This is a genomic window from Streptomyces cinereospinus (assembly GCF_042430725.1).
GTDB classification, from domain to species: domain Bacteria; phylum Actinomycetota; class Actinomycetes; order Streptomycetales; family Streptomycetaceae; genus Streptomyces; species Streptomyces cinereospinus.
The window spans coordinates 1-19,539 of the sequence record NZ_JBHMCY010000092.1 but is presented as its reverse complement, the minus strand read 5'-3'; the positions used below and the strand labels follow the sequence as shown (position 1 = coordinate 19,539).

Sequence of the window (19,539 nt, the reverse complement as noted above, 5' to 3'; positions counted from 1 at the left end):
CCGGGCCGGCGGCGGCGCCGTACGCGACGCGCCGGGCGCCCCGGCGCCACGGGGGCGGCGTGGCATCGGCGTCGGTCGTCGTGCGGGCCCGGGCCCGTGGGTGATGCTGAGGGGGTGAGCGACGCGTGGGAGGTACCGACGGTGGGTGTCGAGGAGGAGCTGTTCCTGGTGGACCCCGGCAGCCGGCGCCTGGTCGCGGCCGGGCCCCGGGTGGTCGCGCGGGCCGGGCCGGCGCTCGGCGATCAGGTCGCCGGGGAGTTCGCCCAGTCACAGGTCGAGGTGCGGACCTCGCCGTGCACGACGGCGGAGGAACTGCGGCAGGAGCTGCTGCGGCTCCGGGCGGGCGTCGCGGACGCGGCCCGGGCCGAGGGGCTGCGGGTCTGCGCGTCCGGCACGCCCGTCGTGGGGGACGGTGAGCCCACGCCGGTCGGTGACCACCCCCGTTACCGCGCCGGGGTGCGGCAGTACCGGGCCATGATGGCCGACTTCTCCATCTGCGCCTTCCACGCCCATGTGCACCTGCCGGACCGTGAGACGGCGGTGCTGGTCGGCAACCACCTGCGGCCGTGGCTGCCGCTGGTGGTGGCCATGAGCGCCAACTCGCCGTTCCACCGCGGGCAGGACACCGGCTACGCCAGCTGGCGGTCGGTCATCAGGGGCCGCTTCCCGTGCCTGGGCCCGCCGCCGTACGCCGCGTCGCTCGGCGAGCACGAGCGGCTCGCCGCCGCGATCGCGGACACCGAGGCGATGCTGGACGCGGGCATGCCGTTCTGGGACCTGCGGCCCAATCCGCGGCTGCCGACGCTGGAGATCCGGTCCATGGACGTGCTGGCCGACGTCGACGACACCGTGGCCCTGACGGTGCTGCTCAGAGCCTTGGTGATGACCGCGCGGGAGACGGTCCTGCGGGGCGACCCGGGGCCGCGCACGAGCAGCGAGGTGCTGCGCGCGGCGTACTGGCGGGCCGCCCGGGACGGCTGGTCCGGCGCGGGCGTCGACGCCCTCGAAGGCCGGGTGCTGCCCGCGCCCGTCCAGGCGGCGCGGCTGGCCGACCTGGTCCGCCCGATGCTGGAGAGGTTCGGGGACACCGCGCGCGTGACGGCGTTCCTGCACCGCCTGACGACACGCGGCTCCGGCGACCGGCTGCAGCGCGCCGTCGCCCGGGAGGCGGGGCTGACCGGTGTCGTGGACGACGTCGTCGCCCGGACCCGAGGCGAGCGGCCGCCGCAGGACCCGGTCGGGTAGGGCTCCTGTCCGGTCCTCGATGTCGCCGGGGCGGTTCAGCGGGGCGGTGTGCAGCGGCGGACCGCCTGCCTGCTCCCCACCACGGCCGCCGCTCGCCGAACGGCTCGTGCACCGCGCCCTGCGGGCTGGTCCCGCGCGGCGCGGCGTCGAGCGCGGCGCGGCGCCGCCCGGCGGGACCGGCCGCCGCTCCGGCGCGCTTCACCGCAGCGCACCGTCGATGGCGGCGCGTGTCGCTGCGCCGACGAACGGCCGCAGGCGGCGCCAGGCGTCGCGGGTGGTCTCGTTGAGCGCCGCGCCGACGGAGTCCTGGACGGTGGCCGTGGACCAGTCGGACTCCGCGGGCACCGGTGACGGGCCGGTGGCGGACCACGTCGCGCCCGGTCCGAAACCGCGCAGGCGCACGTACGAGGCCGCGGCCCCAAGCCTGCCCGGCGCCACGGGCACGAGGAGGGTGCGCTCGTGCCCGTCCGGCGGCGCGTAGGCGACGGTGGCCAGCAGCGGCCGGTCCTCGTCGTCGGCGCCGCGCACCACCAGTTCCAGGCCGTACTCGGCCGCCGTGCCCGCGGGGTGGCGCAGCAGGAAGGCCGCCCGGCCGTCGGGGGAGGCGGCGGCCAGGACCACCGCGTCAGCCCCGGAGGCGGTCGGCGCGCCGCCCGCGGGGAGCGAGGGCAGCGGGAACCAGCCGGGTACGACGGGGCCGGCCTGCGGCGGCCGGGGCGCGGGAGCGGGAGCGTGGCCGGGGTGCGGCGGGAGGACGACGCCGGTGAACGATGCCCAGGCGCGCCGCCACAGGGCGTGTCCGGCACGTCCGCGTTCCGCTGCCCGCGCGGGACTGCCGCGGCGCCGGCCGGTGAGTGACGCCCAGGAACGCCGGACGACCGGTTCGCGGCTCACGGGGCGGCCTCCCCACGAGCCTGCCCGCGTCCCGGCGACGCGGGCCGGGCCGGGACGGCGGGAGGCTCCGGGGCGGTGGGGGCCGCGGGAGGCGCCGGCATGCCGGGAGCGGCGGGGACGGCCGGAGCGGTGGGAGCCGCCGGGGCAGGGGAGGCGCCGGGTGCGGCCCCTGCCCGGAGGGCCTCGGTGACGGTGGTGGCGCTGCCCGTCCGGGCCAGCACGGCGGGCGTCGAAGCCCCCACCGCGACGGCCGCGGACACCCCCGCCCGCTCGCTGTGGAGCAGCCGGCCGGCCGCACCGCCCAGCACGATCCGGAAGAGCGCGGCCAGCGCGTCCGCCGGCGGATCGACGTACGTGCCGAGCCGCGGCAACGCCTCGCCGGACACCCTCGCCGCATGCCGCGTCTGCTGCCAGGCGGGCAGGCGCCCGAACGTCACGACGGCCTCGACGACGAACCCGCCGCCGGCGCCGTACAGCGCGCCCTCGGCCCACGAAAGCATCGGACCCCCCGCCCGGTGACTCGTTGTGCGTGAGGCAAACGTACTGGCGCTCGGCCCCGAACAGGACCGTGTGAAGGGGAAGTTCACCTCTCCCTCGCCGAACCTGGCCGAATCCCGCCATCGGCCAAGGCCGCGAAGACGCGGCCTAGCCCGCCAGGGGGACCAGGGTGGCCACCAGTACGTCGCGCCAGGCCGGCCGGTCGCCGTCGCGGGCGCGGACCGGGGAGACCCCGTGCACGGTGCGGCGGTCGTCGCCCACCAGCAGGCTGCCCGGTTCGCTCAGCGTCACGTCCAGCAGCTCGGTGCCGTCGGTGTCCAGCACCGAGCTGCACCCGCCGCTGACGTTGCACCGGTCCACCAGGAGCGAGGACACCAGGGTGACGCCGTCGTGGTGCAGTCCCTCGGGCGTGGGCTCCCCGGCGTCACCGGCCTGCGCGACCACGCGGAAGGGGTGCACCTGCGCCTCCCACACGGCGACGTCGTCCAGCGCCGTCGCCATCCGGCCCAGCAGCCGCAGCAGCCCGTGCAGCACCGGATCGGACGCGCAGGCCGGCGTCAGCGGCTCGAAATGGCGGTCGACCCGCACGTACAGCGGGTTGCTCGCCTGCGGTTGCACGAACGGCCGGTGCGGCAGGGGGGTCAGTTCCCCGGTGGCGGCGGCCAGGCGGAACCGGCCGTAGCGGCGCAGCCGCCGTGTGCCGCGCGCGGAGGCGTAGCGGTCCGACGCGAGATCCGCCCAGTGGCGGGCGAACCGCGTCCACCCGGTGGCGTCCGTCCCGAGATGCGCCCACACCGCGGGGCCGGGCAGCAGACTCACCCCGGTCGAGACCAGGTCCTGCCGGGCCTGGTCGACCGGATCGGTGGCCTGCCCCGCACCCGCGTTCACAGCCGTGCCGTCCACGAGGTGTCCTGCCCTTCTGCCCGGCCCCCCGCGTCCTGTCCCCGCCCTGTCACGCTCTCTTCATCGTCCACGGACACGGCGGTACCGCATCTCGGGCGGCCACGCGCCGTCACCGCGCCGCCCGCCCCCACGCCGTCAGCATCCCGGGGGACAGCCCGGCGAAGCCGGGGCCGTCGAGGCAGCGCAGGGCCGCGTCCACGCCGGCGTCGTCCACCAGCCCCGTCGCCACCATCGCCGCCCGTGCCCGCCGCCAGGTCTCGGCCCAGAACCGGCCGATCGGGCTGCCGGGCTCCAGCGGCGGGACATGGATCTCGGCGGCGACGGACTCCAGCCCGGCGCCCGCGAGCAGTTGGGGGCAGCGCGGGACCCACGTGACGTCCGTGCCGATCGTGTCCCGCAGACCCTGCCACATCGCCCGCATCGCGGCCGCGTACGGACCGTCCGGGGCGTACGCGGTCGTCAGGTCCACGGCGTCGCTGACGACCAGCGTCCCGCCCGGCACCAGCAGGCCCGCCAGCCGGGCCAGCACGCGTTCCCGCTCGGGCAGGTGCATCAGCACGAACCGCGCGTGCACCAGGTCGAAGCGGCCCGGCGCGAACGCCTCGGACGTGACGTCGGCCTCGTACGGCGTCAGCCCCGGTACCGGACCGGCGGCCAGGAACCGGACGTCCCGGTCCGCCGCCACCACCTCCGCCACGCCCGCCTCCCGCAGCAGCCGCCGGGCCACACTGCCCGTCCCGGCCCCCACGTCGAGACACCGCCACCCGGGGCCGGCGCCCAGGTGCCGCAGCCGGTCCATCGTGACGGTGTCGTACGCGAGCGCCCCGAGGTCGATCCGGTCGTCCTCGCCCCGGTCCTCCGGCCGGAACACCCCCTCGCCGTAACGCGAGGCGTGCTGTGCCATGCGCTCAGTGTCCCGCCGCTCCCCGGGTGCCGCGCGGCGGCCCACGGACGCCGGCCTGTGTGGCGGAGCTGCGAGGTGGATCACGTGTCCTAGGCTCTCCGCGAACCGGAAAACGCAGCGTGGAAGGGCGGGGCGCCGTGCTCGCCGTAGCGGTCAGGCGTGACGTCGATCGTGTTCGGGTCGCTCGCGGTCATCGACCTCCCGGCGCGGCAGGGGGACTTCGTCGCCCGGCTGATGGTGATGACCGTCCTGTTCAGCATCGTGCTCCACGGGCTGAGCGCCGAGCCGATCGCCCGGTCCTACGCCCGCTCCCGCGCCCGCCGTTGAGGAACGCGCCCCGCCCGGCGTGCAGTTCACCGGCCGTTCGGCGGTGAGCGGCACCGGGGGCGCCACACGTGGCGAGCCCCCCGATCCGGTTCCAGGATCGACAGATGCCGCCCGGCCGGATGCCGGCCGCGGACTTCCACCGACCTGTCCCGTGTCCCTTTTGCCGCTTCCCCCCTTCTTCCCGTCGCCCTCGACAGGGGACGTCGAATCGAGGCGCCATGAAGCATGTCGAGACCCCGGCGCGCCCCGCCGCGGCGACACCGGAACTGCCCGGCGTGGAGGTCACCCTGCACGTGAACGGCGACGCCTGCCGCCTGCGGTTCGACGCGCGTGTGACACTCCTCGGCGCCCTGCGCGACCACCTGGGCCTCACCGGATCGCCAACGCGACCTTCGGCGACCACCTGATGCCCGTCAACGCCGACATCCCCGACATGGACGTCGTCTTCTGCGGCGAACCCGACCGCGCCACCGAGATCGGCACCAAGGGCGTCGGGGAGATCGGCCTGGTCGGCATGGCGGCCGCCATCGGCAACGCGATCCACCACGCCACCGGCCGCCGCCTGCGCTCCCTGCCGTTCACCCTCGACCAGCTGCTCTGACGGGACCACGCGGCCACCCGCCCCGCCGGCGCCTCGGCCCTGGCGGCCGCGAACGCGCGCACCGTCCGGCGGGCGGCGAGCGTCCGGCGCGTGGGAAGCCGCCGCGGCCGGCGACGACAGTGACCGGCGTGCCCTTGGCCGAGGGCGACTCGCCCGCGGCGCGGCGGAAGAGGATCACGTCGCCCGGCCACGGCTTGAGGGTGGACGGGCCCGGCGCTCGCTCCGGTCCCCGCCGGACGTGGCGGTCCACTGCGCCGCGACGCCGCCCGCGAGGAGCCGCGAGCGGGTCCCGGACGCCGGCGTCCCGGCCGCGTTCGAGCGGCTGCGCGAGCCGTCCTCGGCGGACGGCTTCGACGCGGTCCGTGCGGTGCGGTCCGACGGGCGCGGCGGCTTCGACTACGAGGCGGAGGGCGTGCGGGGCCGAGGGCGTACCGGGCCGCGAGCGTACGGCACTGGAAGGCGTACGGAACCGAGGGGCGTACGGGTGGGGCCGGAGGGCGCGGGGAGCGCCCGGTCCTCACGCCGCCGCGGTCAGGGCGGTGGCCGTGGCTATCGCGGTGTCGGCGCGCGCGTGGATCACCAGCCGGACGCCCCGGGTGTCGGCGTCGGCCTCCAGCCGGCGCCGGGCGGGCGCGCTGCGGGTGGCCACGGACATCACCAGGCCGAGGCGGCTGCACAGCCGGTGGGCGCGCAGCACCACGCTGAGCGCGGCCTCGGTCGCCGCGGACTCGTCGAGGACGACGACGACCGAGGCCGGCCGGTACCCCTGCACCAGGTCGCCGATCTCGGCGAGCAGGGCCGCCCTCCTGTCGACGCCCGGGTCGTCGTGCACCGTGATGACGAGCGCATCCTGGTCGAGTGTGTGAGACATCATCACGGCGCCGTCCGTCCCTTCTCCGGCAGATCGGTTCATCTTCGGACTACCCGGCATCGGGACCCTGATGCCGAAGCGCCCGGCGTGGCGATCGTCACGCCGGCCGGCGGCGCACCTCAGGGCGGGCCGAGTTCCACCGTGGTCGTCACCCGGGTGACGGCGGGCGTGCGCGGCACGGAACCGAACCCGAAGCGCACCGGCGGCTCGACGGGCGCCAGCGCGCCGAGGCCGTGCCCCTCCAGGGTGGCCGACAGCGCGGAGACCGGCCGCAGGTCCCGGGCGCCGTACCACTCGCGGCGCCCCGCACCGGCACTGCCCCGCGTCCGCACGCCCGGCAGCAGCACACCGGCCGGGCGGTCCGTCAGCGCGCTCCAGGCCGGCCGGCGGGCCAGCGGGCCGGGCACGGCGCACAGCGCGATGCCCAGGAGCCCGCGCCGGCCGGTGGTGAAGCGCAGGTCGAGCGGTCCGGCGGCGACGGACCAGGTGTCGTCGGTGACGCGTACGCCGACGGGCACGACGGACACCGTGTCGAAGGTGTAGGTGCCGCTGACGAAGGCCGCCGTCCCGGTGGTGGGGGCCAGCAGCAGCCGTTCGCCGTCGGCCCGCTCCAGCATCACGTCGCTGAACCGTCCGAACGGTGACCTCTGCCAGTGCCCGAGCACGACACGCGTCCCGGAGGAGGTGCCGAGGCCGGCGATCCAGCCGTCGAAGCGCAGCCGCCGCCGCGCGGCTGTGCCGGGGACCCGGCTCATCCGCCCGTCACCGGCGCCCGCCGCCGTGCTCCGTACGCCACCACGGCGGGCGAGTGCCCGCCGTGCGGATCGCGGAAACGGCAGGGGGCGGCGGGTCCCCGGCCGTCCGCCCCCGAGCACGCCGCTCACCGGGTGACCACCGGGCGGCCACCGGACGTACCCCACGGCCTCGGGGCCGTACCGCACGGCGGACCGCGTGCCGACCGTCCCTCATGGGCGTAACGTCCTCATATGGGCGAGCTCGGGTGTGTGTGGCGGCGTCCGTGCGCCGTGCCCCGAGGGGAGCAGACGGCATGACCGGTACGGGCGATCCGGCCCCGGACGCCGATCCGCTGGACGTCGCGTTCACGGAGACGGTGCGCCGGACCGGCGCGTGCATCGGCGCGCTGTACCTGCTCGCACCGGACGAGCGGCTGCTCAGCCTGGACCTGCTGTGCGGGCTGCCGGCCGAGTTCGCCGCACCGTGGGAGACGGTGCCGCTCGCCGCCCCGGCACCCGTGGCCGACTCCGTCCGCAACCACCGCATGGTGTGGGTGGGCAGTCAGGAGGACATGGCCCGCTCCTACCCGCGCGTCGCGATGGCGCTTCCCTACCCGCTGGCGATGGTCGCCGCGCCGGTCACCGGCGTACGCATGTGGGGGTCCCTGGTGCTGATGTGGCCGGCCACCCGCCCGCCGTACATGACCCGGCAGGAGCAGGGCACCGTCACGTCCTGCTGCCGGAGCCTGGCCCGGCTGCTGGAGGAGACGGCCGAACGGGGGCGTGCGCCCGCCCGCCGCGAGCAGCCGCGCGTCGCCCTCGCCGGAACCCGCCCCGGATCCGCCGGCCGGGCGACGGCCGTCGCCGACTTCGTCGAGCGGCTGCCCGGCGGAAGCTGCGCGCTGGACCTGGACGGACGCTTCACCTACCTCAGCTCCAGCGCCTGCGAGCTGCTCGGCCGTGAGGCCGGCGAGCTGCTGGGCACCCGGCCGTGGCAGTCCCTGCGCTGGCTGGACGACCCCACCTACGAGGACAGCTACTGCGCCGCGCTGATCAGCCGGGAGCCCGTGTCGTTCCCCGCCTGCCGCCCGCCGGACCGGTGGCTGGAGATCCACCTGTACCCGGACGCCGGCGGCATCAGCGTCCGGATCGTGGCCACCGGCGGGCGCCCCCCGCCCGTACCGGCGCCCCGCCTGACCACGCCCGCCGCGACCCCGGCCCGGGCCGGCCGGCTGTACCAGCTCACGCACCTGGCCGCCGCGCTCACCGAGGTCGTCGGCGTCCAGGACGTCGTGGACCTCGTCGCCGACCAGATCATGCCCGCCTTCGGCGCCCAGGGACTGATCCTGTCCGTCGCCGAGGCCGGCCGGCTGCGGATCACCGGCCACCGGGGCTACTCCGCCCGCACCATCGCCCATCTCAACGGCCTCGCGCTCGACACCCTGGTCACCCCGGCCGGCAACGTCCTCGCCACCGGCGTCCCGGCGTTCTTCGCCGACCCGGAGGAGATGCGGCGCAGCTACCCCGAAGCGGCCCCGGTCAGCGGGAAGAAGGCCTGGGCCTTCCTGCCGCTGATCATCTCCGGCCGGCCCGTCGGCATCTGCGTCCTGTCCTACGACAGCCCGCACGAGTTCCCGGCCGAGGAACGCGCTGTCATGACCTCGCTCGCCGGGCTCGTCGCCCAGGCCTTCGACCGGGCCCGCCTGTACGACACCAAGCACGAGCTCGCCCACGGCCTGCAACAGGCGCTGCTCCCGCGCGGCCTGCCCGCGGTCGCCGGCCTGCGGGTCGCCGCCCGCTACCTGCCCGCCACCCGCGGCATGGACATCGGGGGAGACTTCTACGACCTGATCCGGCTCGGCGACACCGCGGCCGCGGCGGTCATCGGCGACGTCCAGGGCCACAACGTCGCCGCCGCCGCGCTGATGGGACAGGTGCGCACCGGTGTGCACGCCCACGCGACCCTCGGCACCGCTCCCGACCAGGTGCTCCACCGGACCAACCGGCTCCTCGTCGACCTCGGGCCCGATCTGTTCTCCAGCTGCCTCTACGCCCACCTCGACTTCACCCGGGGCCGCGTCACCCTCGCCAGCGCCGGCCACCCGCCGCCCCTGCTGCGCCTCCCCGGCCGGGGCGCGCACCCCCTCGCCGTCCCGCCCGGGCCGCTGCTGGGCATCGACCCCGACGCCGACTTCCCCGTGACCGAGATCCCGCTCACGGCCGGGACGCTGCTCGCCTTCTACACCGACGGCCTGGTCGAGACCCCGGGCGCCGACATCGACGACTCCATCGAGCGCCTCGCCCGCCGCCTCGCCGACGCCGACGACCGGGACTTGGACCGGCTCATCGACGTCCTGCTGGGGCAGGCCGCCACCACCGGGCAGCGCGTCGACGACGTCGCGCTCCTGGTGCTGGAGCACCAGGAGCACCACTGACCGGGCGCACCACCGGCACCAGGGGGTGACCACTGCGGCCACGGACAGCGCGTGCGGCTGACCACCGCGACGGGGACGGCGCCGGCGGTCTGCCGGGCCGACCGCCGGGCCGGTGTGTTCCGCCGGGCAGCGGCCGGCGGTGCGTCAGGCCTCCGCCCGTACGTCCGCGCCGACGAGCGCGGGCACGCGGACGGACTCGATGACCATCCCGCTGCGCACGCGGGAGGGCACGCGGTTGAGCGGGATCCGCAGATCCTGCTCGGGCACCCGGTACTCCAGCCGGGCCAGCCGGGGCCCGAGGCTGCGCAGCAGCGCGATCGTGACGTCCTCGCCGGGGCAGCGGTGCCCGGCGGCGCGGTCGCCCCCGCCCTGCGGCACGAGTTCGTCCCGGCCGGGCGGCCGCTTCAGGAAGCGGTGCGGGTCGAAGCGGTACGGCTCGTCCCACAGCTCGGGATCGTGGTTCTGCCCGTACAGGTCGAGCAGGACCAGCGCGCCGGCCGGGATCGGCTCTCCCCGCCACGCGAGGTCGGTCACGGCCCGGCCGCCGAGGAAGGGGGCGAAGGGGTAGAAGCGCCGCAGCTCGTGCGCGAAGGCGACGGCGTACGCGGCGTCGTCGCTCTCGGCCAGCCGCTTCTTGATGCCGGGCCCGCGATGCAGCGCGTGACCGGCGTAGGCGACGAACCAGCAGACCGCGACCGTGGGGCGGATGACGTTGAGCAGTTCGACCGCGGCGGTGTGCGGGTCCAGGAGCCGGCCGTCGGCGTCCCGGTGCCGGGCGACCACGTCCAGCGCCGATCCGGCCGGTGCGGTGGCGGCCCCCGCCCGTACGTCCTCCACCATGCGTCCCAGCCAGGCCTCGCGCCGGTCCCGGGCGCGGCGGGCCCGCCAGTGGCGCGGGCCCGGCGTGGCGACGCCGTCGACCAGGGCGACCAGGTCCCGGGCCACCGGGCCGGCGTCGTCCAGGGGGATGCCGGCCCAGTGGCAGACCCCTCGGGTGAGCACGGTGCCCGCCTCGTCGAACAGCACGACCGACGGGCGCCCGGGCCACGACGCCACGGCCTCGTCCCACGCCGCGGTCACGCGGCGTTCCAGGCCCGCGACCGCCTCCGCGCCGGTGAGCAGGGACAGGAACAGCTGCTTGCGTACGCGATGCGGTTCCCCGTCCAGGGTGTGCACGGCCCCGTGCCCGAACAGCGTGCTCAGCACCGGTCCGGGAAGCGCCGTCCGGCGCTCCACGTGCCGTTCGTCGGAGAAGAACCGCACCGCTTCCGGCCCGTGCAGGGCGACGGTGTGCCGCCCCATGAGCCGGGCCCGCACGACCGGGTGGGCGGTGCGGCGCCGGCGGTCGGGGAGCCAGGCGTACCCCTTGGCGAGGAGGGCGAGGGAGCTGTCCACGAGGGGGGCGCGACTCTGGTGCATGCCCGCCGGGTGCCCGCCGCCCTCCCCGAAAAACCCGGGTGACGTCCGCGACGCCGGTGGCGGACGCCGCGGGCGGGGTGCGGGCCGCCGGGGCTCCCGGCCGGCTGCCGGAGTGCGCTCAGGGCGTGTCGTGCGCGGTCGCCCCCGCGGCCTGGGCGAGCAGCCCGTCGACCAGGGCGCGCAGCCCCTGGGCGTAGGTGTCCCGTCCGGCCAGCACCGGCCACCGCTCGCCGATGGCGGCCAGGTGGGGGACCCGGGAGGCGTCGAAGGCCGTGCGGAAGGCGGGGTGCCGGTCGTCGGCCCGCCGGTGGGGCGAGTGCGCCCGGACGAGGACCTCGCCGACGGTGTAGTACCAGACGCTGCGGAAGACGCGGACGGCTTCCTCCGGCGTGCAGCCGTGGTCGTCGGCCCCGGCCACGATGGCCTCGACCATCCACAGCGCCGACTCGTCGAGCAGGCCCACGAAACCGTCCGCGGTGAGGACCTCCGCGGCCCACGGCCAGGCGGCGAGTGCGTCGTGCATGGCGGTGGCGGCGGCGACGATGCGGTCCCGCGGCGCGCGGGGCAGCTCCGGGCGTTCGATCTGGCCGACGTGCTGGTCGAGCAGGAGGGTCAGCAGGTCGTCCTTGTCGCGGATGTGGTGGTAGAGCGTGGTCGCCCCGATGCCGAGTTCGGCGGCCAGCCGGCGGATCGTCAGCTTCTCCCAGCCGTCCCGGTCGATGAGCAGCCGGGCCGCGGCCAGGATCTGCGCGCGGGAGGTCACGGGGGGCCGGCCGGTGCGGCCGTGCGGAGCGGGCGGTCGCGGCATCACCCCATCATGCCGCGCCGCCCTCCGGCGCCGCGAGACGGGGTGGGGCCCGCCGCCGGGTGTTCCCTGCGGGCGCTCCGGATGCTACTTTCGGAACACGTTCCGAAAGTCGGTGGACGGCTGCTGGGAACGGCACCCGGGCACCGGCTCTCCCGGCGTCCGTACCGCCGTGGACACCGCTGACGCGAGGCGTCCGCGCCGGCTTGCGGACGTGCTCCTGACACACCCGCACTCACCGACCGTGAGAGGACGTACCGTCTTGAGAATCCGACTGGCCCTGTGCGCGGGCGCCGCCGCGCTGAGCATGTGCACGGGCACGGTGGCGGCGGCCCCCGCGCCCGAGGGAACGAGGCCCGTACCGGCCGGCGGCACCACCACTCGCCCGGCCGGCGTCGGCCCCGCACAGCTGACGGCCGCCGTCGACGGCGTCCACCGCGCGGGCGTGCCGGGCGTGTTCGCCGAGGTGCGGGACGCCGGCCGGACCTGGCGCGGCGCCTCCGGGGTCGCCGACGTCACCACCGGCCGCCCCGTCACGCCCGCCCTGCGGCACCGCGTCGGCAGCGTCACGAAGACCTTCACCGCCGTCGCCGTCATGCGGCAGGTCGAGCAGGGCCGGATCGGCCTCGACACACCGATCGGTACCTATCTCCCGCACCTGGTGCCGGGGGAGCGCGGCCGCAGGATCACGGTACGGATGCTGCTCAACCACACCAGCGGCATCCCCGACCACATCCGCTACGCGTTCCCCTCGCTGCGGGAGGTCCCCCCGCGGCCGGACAGCCTGGACGACAACCGGTTCCGCCGGTTCACCGCCGCCGAGCTGATCCGCACGGGCCTCGCGGCCCCTCCGGCCGGCGAGCCCGGGAGCCCGGCCGGCGTCTACTCCAACGTCAACTACCTCCTGCTGGGCGAGCTGCTGGAAGAGGTGACCGGAACGCCCGCCGAGCGGTACATCACCCGCGACGTCGTCGAGCGCGCCGGACTCCGGCACACCGGCTTCCCGTCCGGACCGCGCGTCACGGGACCCCACGCGCGGATGTACGAGGCGCTGCACGGCCTGATCGACCCACCGCGCGACTACAGCGTCTACGACATGTCCTGGGCCGGCACCGGGGCGGCCCTGGTCTCGACCATGCCGGACCTCAACCGCTTCTACGCCGCACTGCTCGCCGGCCGGCTCGTCGGCGAGGCGTCCCTGGCGCAGATGCAGCGCACGCTCCCGGTGCGCGCCCTGGACGGATCGACGATCGAGTACGGCCTCGGCCTGCACAAGGTCACGGTCCCGGACTGCGGCACCTTCTGGGGCCACGACGGCACGGTCTGGGGAGCCGGGACGATGTCCCTGACCCGGGCCGACGGCCGGCGCCAGATGTCCGTCGCGGTCAACCTCATGAGGTGGAACGAGCTGGACTCCGCGGGCGTCCCGCGGCACCACCCGGTCGACGACGCGCTCCGGACGCTGTACGGCCGCGCGTTGTGCGGATCCACGAACCCCTGACACCGCCCGGCCGCCGCCCGGCCGCCGCCCGGCCGGGCACGCCGGCGGGCGAGGCGGGGGAGGGCGCCCGACGGGCACGGCACACGCGGGCCGGGCGCCTTCCCCCGGCAGACCTCCGGCCCGGCAGCCCCGCGCCGCCGGGCCGGTCAGGCCGAGGGGAGCGGCCTTGGCGGCACGGCCGGCCAGGGCGGCGACACCCGCGATGCTCGACGTGACGTACGAGCCGCCGCCGGTCAGGTCGCCGACCACGTGCACGCGCGGATCGGCGGGGACCAGGCCGCCGGACGGGTGGAGCGTGGCCAGGCCGGCGCCCGTCAGGGACCGGACCAGGTCCCGGGCGCGGGCCGGGACCGCCTGCGGCGGCGCATTCACGGCGTTGACGACGGTCTGCGCCGTGCGCTCGCCGCCGCCGTACCGGATGCGGAACCGCCCGTCCACGCGCTCGACGGCGTCGACGCCGGCGACGACGGTGAGCTGACCGGAGTCCAGCAGCCGCAGCAGGACGGAGGCGTTCACCGGAACCATGGGCGAGACCACACTGGTGACGGTGCGCAGGTGGCGCCGCAGCCACGCCCGGTCCGACTCGGGCAGCAGCCGCCACGCGTACGGGCCGACGCTGTGCGCCGTCTCTTGCAGGACGCGGCGGCCGATCCGGGGGTCGTCGACTGCGGCGATCTGCCGCCGGAGCCGCTCCAGCGGGTCCGCGCTCCCGGTGCCCCGCAGCTCGGCCGCGAGCTCGTCGAAGTCCTCGCCCGCCTCCGCCAGTTCCGCCCGCAGCAGCCCGACGAGATCGCCGAACGTGACGCTCCCCCGGGTCCGGTGCAGCTCCGCCACCCGCGCGGCGGTCACCTGCCGCGGCCGCCGGCCGTCCGGGCGCTGCCAGACGTACGGCAGCACTCCGCTGCGCGACACGAGCGTGACCGGCCCCCGGTGCCCGCGCGCGGCGAGCGACACGACGACGTCGACGGCGGTCAGGCCGCTGCCGACGATCGCCACCTCGCCCTCGGCCGGGACGTGTTCGAGCGTGTCGGCCAGCGGATAGGGGTCGCCCGTGTAGCCCGGGCCGCCGGCGAGGCCGTACGGATCCGGCGGAGTTCCGCCGCCCACGCACAGCGCCACGTGGGTGGCCTCGTGGTCCTGCCCGTCGTGGGTGCGCAGCACGAGACGGGAGCCGCGGGCGACGGCCCCGGTGACGCGGGCGGGCACCACGCGCACGAGCCGGCCCCGCTCGCCGAGGCGGGCCACGGCCTTCTCGGCGGTGTGCGCCAGGTACTCGCCGTAGAGCGCGCGCGGCACCAGCGGCTGCCCCAGCATGACGTCGACGTGCTCGGCGGCCCGTGCGCCCAGCCACCGCGCATAGTGGCCGAAGTCGCCGTCGCGGATCGACATGAGCGCGGGGGGCGTATTGACCAGCACCGTGTCCAGGTCCGGACCGTAGGGCCGGCCCCGCCACAGCTGGGGCGACGGCTCGAAGACCGTGACCGTGCCGGTCCCGTCCCGCACGGGGGTCTCGTCCGCCGTAGCGGCCAGCGCGTCCAGCAGGCCGACCGCCGCCGCGCCCCCTCCGACGATCGCGATGTCCATGATCTTCCTCTCCGGTGGTCCTGTGGCAACGACCTTCGCCGACGCCGTCCCGCGACCCCATCCCCCGCGGCAGGTGACCGCTCCGGAATGCCCCCCCAAAACGGGGGGTTGGCACCGTGCAGGGGGCAGGACAGGCTCATCTCGTGAGGGGGACGCATGACTGATCCATGCCGGCCGGTGCCGTCGGCCGTCGCACGTGCTGTCGAACGCGCCGTGGACGCGGTCGACCTGTTCCACCGGGCCTCGGCCGAGTTGCGGCGGTGTGTGCCGTTCCAGTCGGCCGTGTGGACGGCCGCCGACCCGGAGACCGGCCTGATCACGGCACCGATGGTGGTGGAGAACCTCGGCTCCGGCGAGGACTGCGCCGCCTACTGGGAGAGCGAGCTGCTGGAGGAGAACGTCGTCCCGTTCCGCGAGCTGGCCCGCACGCCCGTACCGGCGGCCGGGCTGCGGGCGGCCACGGGTGATCTGCCCGCCCGCAGTGCCCGCTTCCGGCGCCTGCTGCTCGGCCAGGGCGTGCACGACGAACTGCGCGCCGTCCTGCGGATCTCGGACCGGCCGTGGGGGCTGGTGAGCCTGTTCCGCACCACCGAGGCGTTCCGCCCGGACGAGATCACGCTCCTCGCCGGGCTGTCCCGCCCGCTGGCCGCGCGGCTGCGCGGGTTCGCCCGGCCGCCCCGGTCCGTGCCCCGCACCGACTCGCCCGCGCCCGGCCTGATCCTCTTCGACGCGTCGGGCGAAGCCGTCTCGGTCAACGACGAGGCACGTCAGCACCTCGCGGCGCTGCCGGACGGGCCGTCCTTCCCCTCACCGCTGGGGCTGAGGCTGCCCATCTGGGTGATCGGCACGGCCCTGCAGGCACGGGCCGTCGCCGACGGCCGCGACCACAGCGGCAACACCCGCGTGCGCATCCGCACCTCTGACGGCCGCTGGCTCAACTGCCATGCCTCCTCCCTCACCGGCCCCGGCGGCCGGCCCGGCCCCGTGGCCCTCGTCATCGAACCCGCCACCCCCGCCGACCTGGCGGTCCTGGTCGCCGAGGCCTACGGCCTCACCCCCCGGGAACTCCAGATCACCCAGCTCGTCGCACGCGGCACGACCACCGCCGAGATCGCCGCCGCGCTGTTCATCTCCCCGCACACCGTCCGGGACCACCTCAAGACCGTCTTCGCCAAGACCCGCGTCTCCAGCCGGGGCGCGTTGGTGGCCCGCCTGTTCACGGAGCACTACTGGCCCGCCCTGCCGGAACCGCGACGCGTCGAGCACCCCGGCCGGCCGGCCACGCGGGTGCGCACCCCGCACATCTGACACACCGTTCATCGGCCGCCGCCGCCGCGGTCGCGGACGAGCAGAGCGATCACGCACGCCGCCGGAGCCCTGTCCCGAAACCCTGTGCACGATCACCGTCCCGGGGGAGCACCTCGCGCGCCGGGAGGGCCGCCGCCCGGTACCGCCGAGAAGCGGTCGCACCGCCCGAGCCCCACGGCCGGGCTCTCGTAGGGGCCACCCACCACGGCGTGGGGAGGTCCCTCGTCCGCCGGTGGTACGGCACGTGCGAGCCCCTCGCCCTCCTGACCGGCTGCGGCGCCGGGATAGGGGACGTCGTCGGACGGCGCCGACGCGCTGAACGCCCCGGCGGCGCGTGCGGCTCAGCCGTCGGTGGTGCGGCGGCGGTCGGGGGTGAGCAGGTAGGCCGTCGCCATGTCGCCGAGTTCGTCGGCGTACCGGCGCTGGGCCGCCGCACCGGTGGCGGAGTCGGGGCGCACCGAGTTGTGGAAGCAGGCTCCGAGCAGGGCGCGGGCCGCCGCGTCCAGGGCCCTCTCCGGGTCGGAGCGTCGGATCTGGTGGGCGTAGGGGGCCGCCGCCGCGAGCAGGAGGCGGTGGATCTCGGTGATGGTCCGCGCCCCGCGCTCCACGCCGGCGCCCGTCCGTGCGCGCAGCAGCTCGGGAAAGAGGTTGCCGCTGTCGGCGAATGACTCCAGCAAGGCGTGCGCGTAGGCGTCGACGACGCCCGCGAGCGACGGCTCGGCCTTCTCCAACTGCTCGGCCACATACTCCTCGCGCCGCTCCAGCATCCGCTCCGCCAGGGCGGTGATCAGCTGCTCCTTGTCCTCGAAGCGGCGGTAGATCGTGCCGACCGAGACATCGGCGCGTTCCGCGACGCCGGTCATCGTCATGTCCTCCAGACCGGCCGAGGAGGCGAGTTCCTCGGCCGCCCGCAGGATGCGAGCGAGCGTCGCGGCACTGCGCGCCTGCCGGGGTTCCCGGTAGTGGGCGGGTCGGTCCGGCTCGTCGGTCATGCCCCGCATGCTACCCACGCCGCTCACCACAAGTTCTTTTGACAACGGACGCACTCCTCTGGGTACCCTAAAACGCGAACGCGAACTCACATTCACATTCTAGGAGTGCGTCAAGCATGACCACCGACCGGACGTCGCAGCCCGTGACCGTCAGGCTCACCTCGGGGCCCACCGGGCCCGGGTCCGTGGACGACTTCGAGCTGTTCTACGCCCGTCGAGCCCTGGAGCGGTTCCGGACCCGGCTGGGGCGCAAGGGTCTGCTCGACCTCCTGGCCGCGGACATCGAGGAGGGCAACGCCTTCCTGCGGGACAGCGCGCGGGCCTCCGGCGGCGCCTTCCGGGGAGGGACGACGGTGCTGTCGGCACAGGGCATCTCCTCGGGCGAGTTCCTCGCCTGGATGGAACGCGCCTTCGCCGGCGACGAGACCGCGCTTCTCGCGGCACACCCCGAGCACTACGCGATGGCCCCCGGGGCCGACGGTGCCTTCAACGTGGTGGAGAACATCGGCCCCCACGTCTGCTCCTTCTTCATGGGCGGCTGGGGCACCGACGCGATGGCCTGGGCCGCCGACGCGGAGGAACTGCTGCCGGAGTCGGAGTTTCCGCACAAGATGTCCTCGAACCTCTTCCTGGAGGACGGCACCGTCGTCGGGCGGGCGCTGACCCAGTTCGGCGACACCGCCGACGGCTTCACCGCCAGCCTGACGTTCTACGTGCCGGCCTCGGCCCCCGAAGTGGTGCTGGAGCACCACCTCCGGCACTACGCCGTCGAGTTCAGGAACTGGATCATCGCCGCGGCGTCGGCCCGCGCCTGACGGAGTGCGGGCCCGGCCCGCCGCCGGTCGAGGTCCCGGCCCGGCACCGGGGCGGCGCAGCGCCCCGGCTCTGGGTGCCGGACCGGTCCTCTTCCTCACCCCGGCCGACGATGGGCCGGCCACCGTGCGTCATCGATCACACAAGGGATTCCTGTGTCCAGCCACTCCACCCCGTCCGGTACGGGACGCAAGCTGACCATGGTCGTCGTCGGACTGGCGGCCCTCATCACCGCGATGCTGTGCGCCTTCGCCCTGCCTTCGCTGCACAGCGGTCCGCACCACGTACCCGTGGGGATCACCGGTTCTCCGCAGGCGGTCGAGGCGCTCCGGGAGAACGCCGACGGCCCCGAGTGGGACGTCCGCCACTACGAGACTGCCGACGCCGTCGAGGCGGCCGTCAAGGAGGGGGACATCTCGGGCGGCCTGGCGGTCACGGCTCAGGGCGTCGACCTCTACACCGCCACCGCCGGAGGCCCCTCGGCCGCCAGCGCTCTCAACGCGCTGGGCGAGGTCGTCGCCGCACAGAACAGGACGCGGCTCGCCGTCCACGACCTGGTGCCGTTCACTGACGACGACCCCCGGGGCGCCGGGCTGACCGCGGCCCTGATGCCCATGATCTTCGGCGGGATCTTCCCCGCCGTGATACTCGGCAGCGTCTTCCCCGGCCACCGCGGGCTGCGGATCCGGCTGTCCGGAGCCGTGCTGTTCTCCGTCGTGGCAGGAGCGGCCATCGCCGCCGTCCTCCAGTTCGGCACGCACTCCATCGACGGCAACTACGGGCTCACCGCCCTCGGCGTCATCCTCGGCATGACGGCCCTGTCCACGACCCTCCTCGGCCTGCAGGCCCTCCTCGGCATCACCGGCTTCGCCCTCGGCAGCACCCTCGTGATGCTGCTGGGCAACCCCCTCTCGGGCCTGGCCACCGGCCCGCACTGGCTCCCCGACGGATGGGCCGCGATCGGCCAACTCCTCCCCCCGGGCGCCTCGGGCAGCCTCCTGCGCGCCAACGGCTTCTTCGACGGGGCGGGTGCCGGCTTCCCCGCCTTGGTCCTGACGGTCTGGGCCGTCTTCGGGTGCGCCTTCATCCTGGTTGCCGACCGGCGCGGGAGGCGGTCCCGGGGGTCCCGCTCCGAGATCGTCGCCACTTCGTACTCCAGTACCGCCCCGGCCTCGCGCCCCGAAGTCACCTCTGGACCGATACGCGGATAAAGGGTGACTCGGCTAGAGTGTCACGGACTAGGTGGCGTCACGGGGCCGGGTATCCGCGCGTGCGGGCCGGCCGCGATCGACGCGTCCGTGACGGACCTCCGGACCGGGCGGCCGACCGCTTCCGGCGAGGGCTGACCGAGGCCCGTCCAGCCGTGGACCCGACCGGCACCGTTCGCACGGCCGTCCGGGTCCACGGCATGGCCGACTGTGATCGCTCGATGCGGGGGAAACGGAGCGAAGGAGCGGAAGGGCTGGACGACCTGAAGTCCTACTCGCCGCAAGCGGTGGCGAGAGCCCGGCGGATACGGACGGGCTCGTACGTGGGCGACGCCATGGAGAGGACGACGAGCGCGGTACGGCCCAGGTGGGTCGCCAGCGCGCGTGACGCGGCCTTGACGTCACGCGACTTCACCGCCTCGGCGATGGTGTGGTGCTGCGCGCTCGTGTCCGCCTGCCACTCCAGCGGGTTCCACGAGACGAACGCCATGCGGTAG

At 75.6% G+C, this 19,539-nt stretch carries 19 protein-coding genes and 1 pseudogene; 9 read left to right on the top strand and 11 right to left on the bottom strand.

Features of this window, described 5'->3' with window-relative positions:
* Positions 1 to 114: 114 nt before the first annotated feature.
* Positions 115 to 1,245 carry a carboxylate-amine ligase gene (locus tag ACFF45_RS31705; RefSeq protein WP_381350279.1) on the top strand — a complete coding sequence of 377 codons (1,131 nt, stop codon included), beginning with the start codon at positions 115 to 117 and terminating at the stop codon, positions 1,243 to 1,245.
* A 198-nt stretch (positions 1,246 to 1,443) separates the two neighbouring features.
* On the opposite strand, the gene ACFF45_RS31700 is transcribed toward ACFF45_RS31705, so the two are convergent.
* The 4 genes from ACFF45_RS31700 to ACFF45_RS31685 all read right to left on the bottom strand — a co-directional run bounded on the left by ACFF45_RS31700 (position 1,444) and on the right by ACFF45_RS31685 (position 4,444).
* Positions 1,444 to 2,139: a hypothetical protein gene (locus tag ACFF45_RS31700; protein ID WP_381350277.1), complete on the bottom strand. Its 696-nt coding sequence runs from the start codon at positions 2,137 to 2,139 to the stop codon at positions 1,444 to 1,446.
* A complete protein-coding gene (locus ACFF45_RS31695) occupies positions 2,136 to 2,639 on the bottom strand; it encodes a hypothetical protein (RefSeq protein WP_381350276.1) in 504 nt (167 codons plus the stop codon). Before ACFF45_RS31695 ends, ACFF45_RS31700 begins: the two co-directional genes overlap by 4 nt.
* 145 nt (positions 2,640 to 2,784) lie before the next feature.
* Positions 2,785 to 3,540, bottom strand: a complete 756-nt coding sequence (locus tag ACFF45_RS31690; protein ID WP_381350274.1) for a 2OG-Fe dioxygenase family protein — start codon at positions 3,538 to 3,540, stop codon at positions 2,785 to 2,787.
* Positions 3,541 to 3,649: 109 nt separating this feature from the next.
* Complete coding sequence (locus ACFF45_RS31685; protein ID WP_381350272.1) at positions 3,650 to 4,444, bottom strand: class I SAM-dependent methyltransferase; 795 nt, start codon at positions 4,442 to 4,444, stop codon at positions 3,650 to 3,652.
* 159 nt (positions 4,445 to 4,603) lie between these two features.
* Between ACFF45_RS31685 and ACFF45_RS31680 the strand changes: the two genes are divergently transcribed.
* The 3 genes from ACFF45_RS31680 (at position 4,604) to ACFF45_RS31670 (ending at position 5,372) form a co-directional block, all read left to right on the top strand.
* Complete coding sequence (locus ACFF45_RS31680; protein ID WP_381350271.1) at positions 4,604 to 4,771, top strand: hypothetical protein; 168 nt, start codon at positions 4,604 to 4,606, stop codon at positions 4,769 to 4,771.
* 218 nt (positions 4,772 to 4,989) lie between these two features.
* Positions 4,990 to 5,178 carry a CoxS/CutS family dehydrogenase iron-sulfur subunit gene (locus ACFF45_RS31675; protein WP_381350268.1) on the top strand — a complete coding sequence of 63 codons (189 nt, stop codon included), beginning with the start codon at positions 4,990 to 4,992 and terminating at the stop codon, positions 5,176 to 5,178.
* The gene (locus ACFF45_RS31670; protein WP_381350266.1) at positions 5,178 to 5,372 is read left to right on the top strand and encodes a hypothetical protein; all 195 of its coding nucleotides are present in this window, start codon (positions 5,178 to 5,180) and stop codon (positions 5,370 to 5,372) included. The genes ACFF45_RS31675 and ACFF45_RS31670 overlap by 1 nt, the downstream gene beginning before the upstream one ends.
* Before the next feature lie 517 nt (positions 5,373 to 5,889).
* Here ACFF45_RS31670 and ACFF45_RS31665 read toward each other — a convergent pair.
* Together ACFF45_RS31665 and ACFF45_RS31660 are read right to left on the bottom strand one after the other, a co-directional pair.
* Positions 5,890 to 6,246, bottom strand: coding sequence for a hypothetical protein (locus ACFF45_RS31665; protein WP_381350265.1), 357 nt, complete (start codon positions 6,244 to 6,246; stop codon positions 5,890 to 5,892).
* Between the two features lie 116 nt (positions 6,247 to 6,362).
* On the bottom strand, positions 6,363 to 6,998 hold the full coding sequence (locus tag ACFF45_RS31660) for a hypothetical protein (RefSeq protein WP_381350264.1): 636 nt from the start codon (positions 6,996 to 6,998) through the stop codon (positions 6,363 to 6,365).
* Between the two features lie 293 nt (positions 6,999 to 7,291).
* On the opposite strand from ACFF45_RS31660, the gene ACFF45_RS31655 reads away from it, so the two are divergent.
* Positions 7,292 to 9,412, top strand: a complete 2,121-nt coding sequence (locus tag ACFF45_RS31655; protein WP_381350262.1) for a SpoIIE family protein phosphatase — start codon at positions 7,292 to 7,294, stop codon at positions 9,410 to 9,412.
* A gap of 144 nt (positions 9,413 to 9,556) precedes the next feature.
* Here ACFF45_RS31655 and ACFF45_RS31650 read toward each other — a convergent pair whose 3' ends face one another.
* Both ACFF45_RS31650 and ACFF45_RS31645 read right to left on the bottom strand, forming a co-directional pair.
* The gene (locus ACFF45_RS31650) at positions 9,557 to 10,831 is read right to left on the bottom strand and encodes a cytochrome P450 (RefSeq protein WP_381350260.1); all 1,275 of its coding nucleotides are present in this window, start codon (positions 10,829 to 10,831) and stop codon (positions 9,557 to 9,559) included.
* A gap of 118 nt (positions 10,832 to 10,949) precedes the next feature.
* Positions 10,950 to 11,639 (bottom strand): TetR/AcrR family transcriptional regulator, encoded by a 690-nt coding sequence (locus ACFF45_RS31645; RefSeq protein WP_381350258.1) that lies wholly within the window; start codon positions 11,637 to 11,639, stop codon positions 10,950 to 10,952.
* 259 nt (positions 11,640 to 11,898) lie between these two features.
* Here ACFF45_RS31645 and ACFF45_RS31640 point away from each other — a divergent pair, with 259 nt between their 5' ends.
* The gene (locus tag ACFF45_RS31640) at positions 11,899 to 13,137 is read left to right on the top strand and encodes a serine hydrolase domain-containing protein (RefSeq protein WP_381350256.1); all 1,239 of its coding nucleotides are present in this window, start codon (positions 11,899 to 11,901) and stop codon (positions 13,135 to 13,137) included.
* Positions 13,138 to 14,250: 1,113 nt separating this feature from the next.
* Here ACFF45_RS31640 and ACFF45_RS31635 read toward each other — a convergent pair.
* A pseudogene (locus ACFF45_RS31635) lies at positions 14,251 to 14,721 on the bottom strand (FAD/NAD(P)-binding protein); the annotation flags it as partial.
* 156 nt (positions 14,722 to 14,877) lie between these two features.
* Here ACFF45_RS31635 and ACFF45_RS31630 point away from each other — a divergent pair.
* On the top strand, positions 14,878 to 16,029 hold the full coding sequence (locus ACFF45_RS31630; RefSeq protein WP_381350253.1) for a LuxR C-terminal-related transcriptional regulator: 1,152 nt from the start codon (positions 14,878 to 14,880) through the stop codon (positions 16,027 to 16,029).
* Positions 16,030 to 16,370: 341 nt separating this feature from the next.
* On the opposite strand, the gene ACFF45_RS31625 is transcribed toward ACFF45_RS31630, so the two are convergent.
* A complete protein-coding gene (locus ACFF45_RS31625) occupies positions 16,371 to 17,021 on the bottom strand; it encodes a TetR/AcrR family transcriptional regulator (RefSeq protein ID WP_381350252.1) in 651 nt (216 codons plus the stop codon).
* 116 nt (positions 17,022 to 17,137) lie between these two features.
* Here ACFF45_RS31625 and ACFF45_RS31620 point away from each other — a divergent pair, with 116 nt between their 5' ends.
* Complete coding sequence (locus ACFF45_RS31620; RefSeq protein WP_381350249.1) at positions 17,138 to 17,836, top strand: hypothetical protein; 699 nt, start codon at positions 17,138 to 17,140, stop codon at positions 17,834 to 17,836.
* 153 nt (positions 17,837 to 17,989) lie between these two features.
* The gene (locus ACFF45_RS31615) at positions 17,990 to 19,045 is read left to right on the top strand and encodes a hypothetical protein (RefSeq protein ID WP_381350248.1); all 1,056 of its coding nucleotides are present in this window, start codon (positions 17,990 to 17,992) and stop codon (positions 19,043 to 19,045) included.
* Positions 19,046 to 19,313: 268 nt separating this feature from the next.
* Here the strand turns inward: ACFF45_RS31615 and ACFF45_RS31610 are convergent.
* A partial coding sequence (locus ACFF45_RS31610) for an FCD domain-containing protein (protein WP_381350247.1) occupies positions 19,314 to 19,539 on the bottom strand: 226 nt, incomplete at its 5' end.

Coding starts and splice junctions, on each gene's coding strand:
- ACFF45_RS31695 (WP_381350276.1), bottom strand. CDS start 2,639: ATGCTTTCGTGGGCCGAGGGCGCGCTGTACGGCGCCGGCGGCGGGTTC.
- ACFF45_RS31630 (WP_381350253.1), top strand. CDS start 14,878: ATGACTGATCCATGCCGGCCGGTGCCGTCGGCCGTCGCACGTGCTGTC.
- ACFF45_RS31620 (WP_381350249.1), top strand. CDS start 17,138: ATGACCACCGACCGGACGTCGCAGCCCGTGACCGTCAGGCTCACCTCG.
- ACFF45_RS31645 (WP_381350258.1), bottom strand. CDS start 11,639: ATGCCGCGACCGCCCGCTCCGCACGGCCGCACCGGCCGGCCCCCCGTG.
- ACFF45_RS31655 (WP_381350262.1), top strand. CDS start 7,292: ATGACCGGTACGGGCGATCCGGCCCCGGACGCCGATCCGCTGGACGTC.
- ACFF45_RS31670 (WP_381350266.1), top strand. CDS start 5,178: ATGCCCGTCAACGCCGACATCCCCGACATGGACGTCGTCTTCTGCGGC.
- ACFF45_RS31675 (WP_381350268.1), top strand. CDS start 4,990: ATGAAGCATGTCGAGACCCCGGCGCGCCCCGCCGCGGCGACACCGGAA.
- ACFF45_RS31660 (WP_381350264.1), bottom strand. CDS start 6,998: ATGAGCCGGGTCCCCGGCACAGCCGCGCGGCGGCGGCTGCGCTTCGAC.
- ACFF45_RS31685 (WP_381350272.1), bottom strand. CDS start 4,444: ATGGCACAGCACGCCTCGCGTTACGGCGAGGGGGTGTTCCGGCCGGAG.
- ACFF45_RS31625 (WP_381350252.1), bottom strand. CDS start 17,021: ATGACCGACGAGCCGGACCGACCCGCCCACTACCGGGAACCCCGGCAG.
- ACFF45_RS31650 (WP_381350260.1), bottom strand. CDS start 10,831: ATGCACCAGAGTCGCGCCCCCCTCGTGGACAGCTCCCTCGCCCTCCTC.
- ACFF45_RS31665 (WP_381350265.1), bottom strand. CDS start 6,246: ATGATGTCTCACACACTCGACCAGGATGCGCTCGTCATCACGGTGCAC.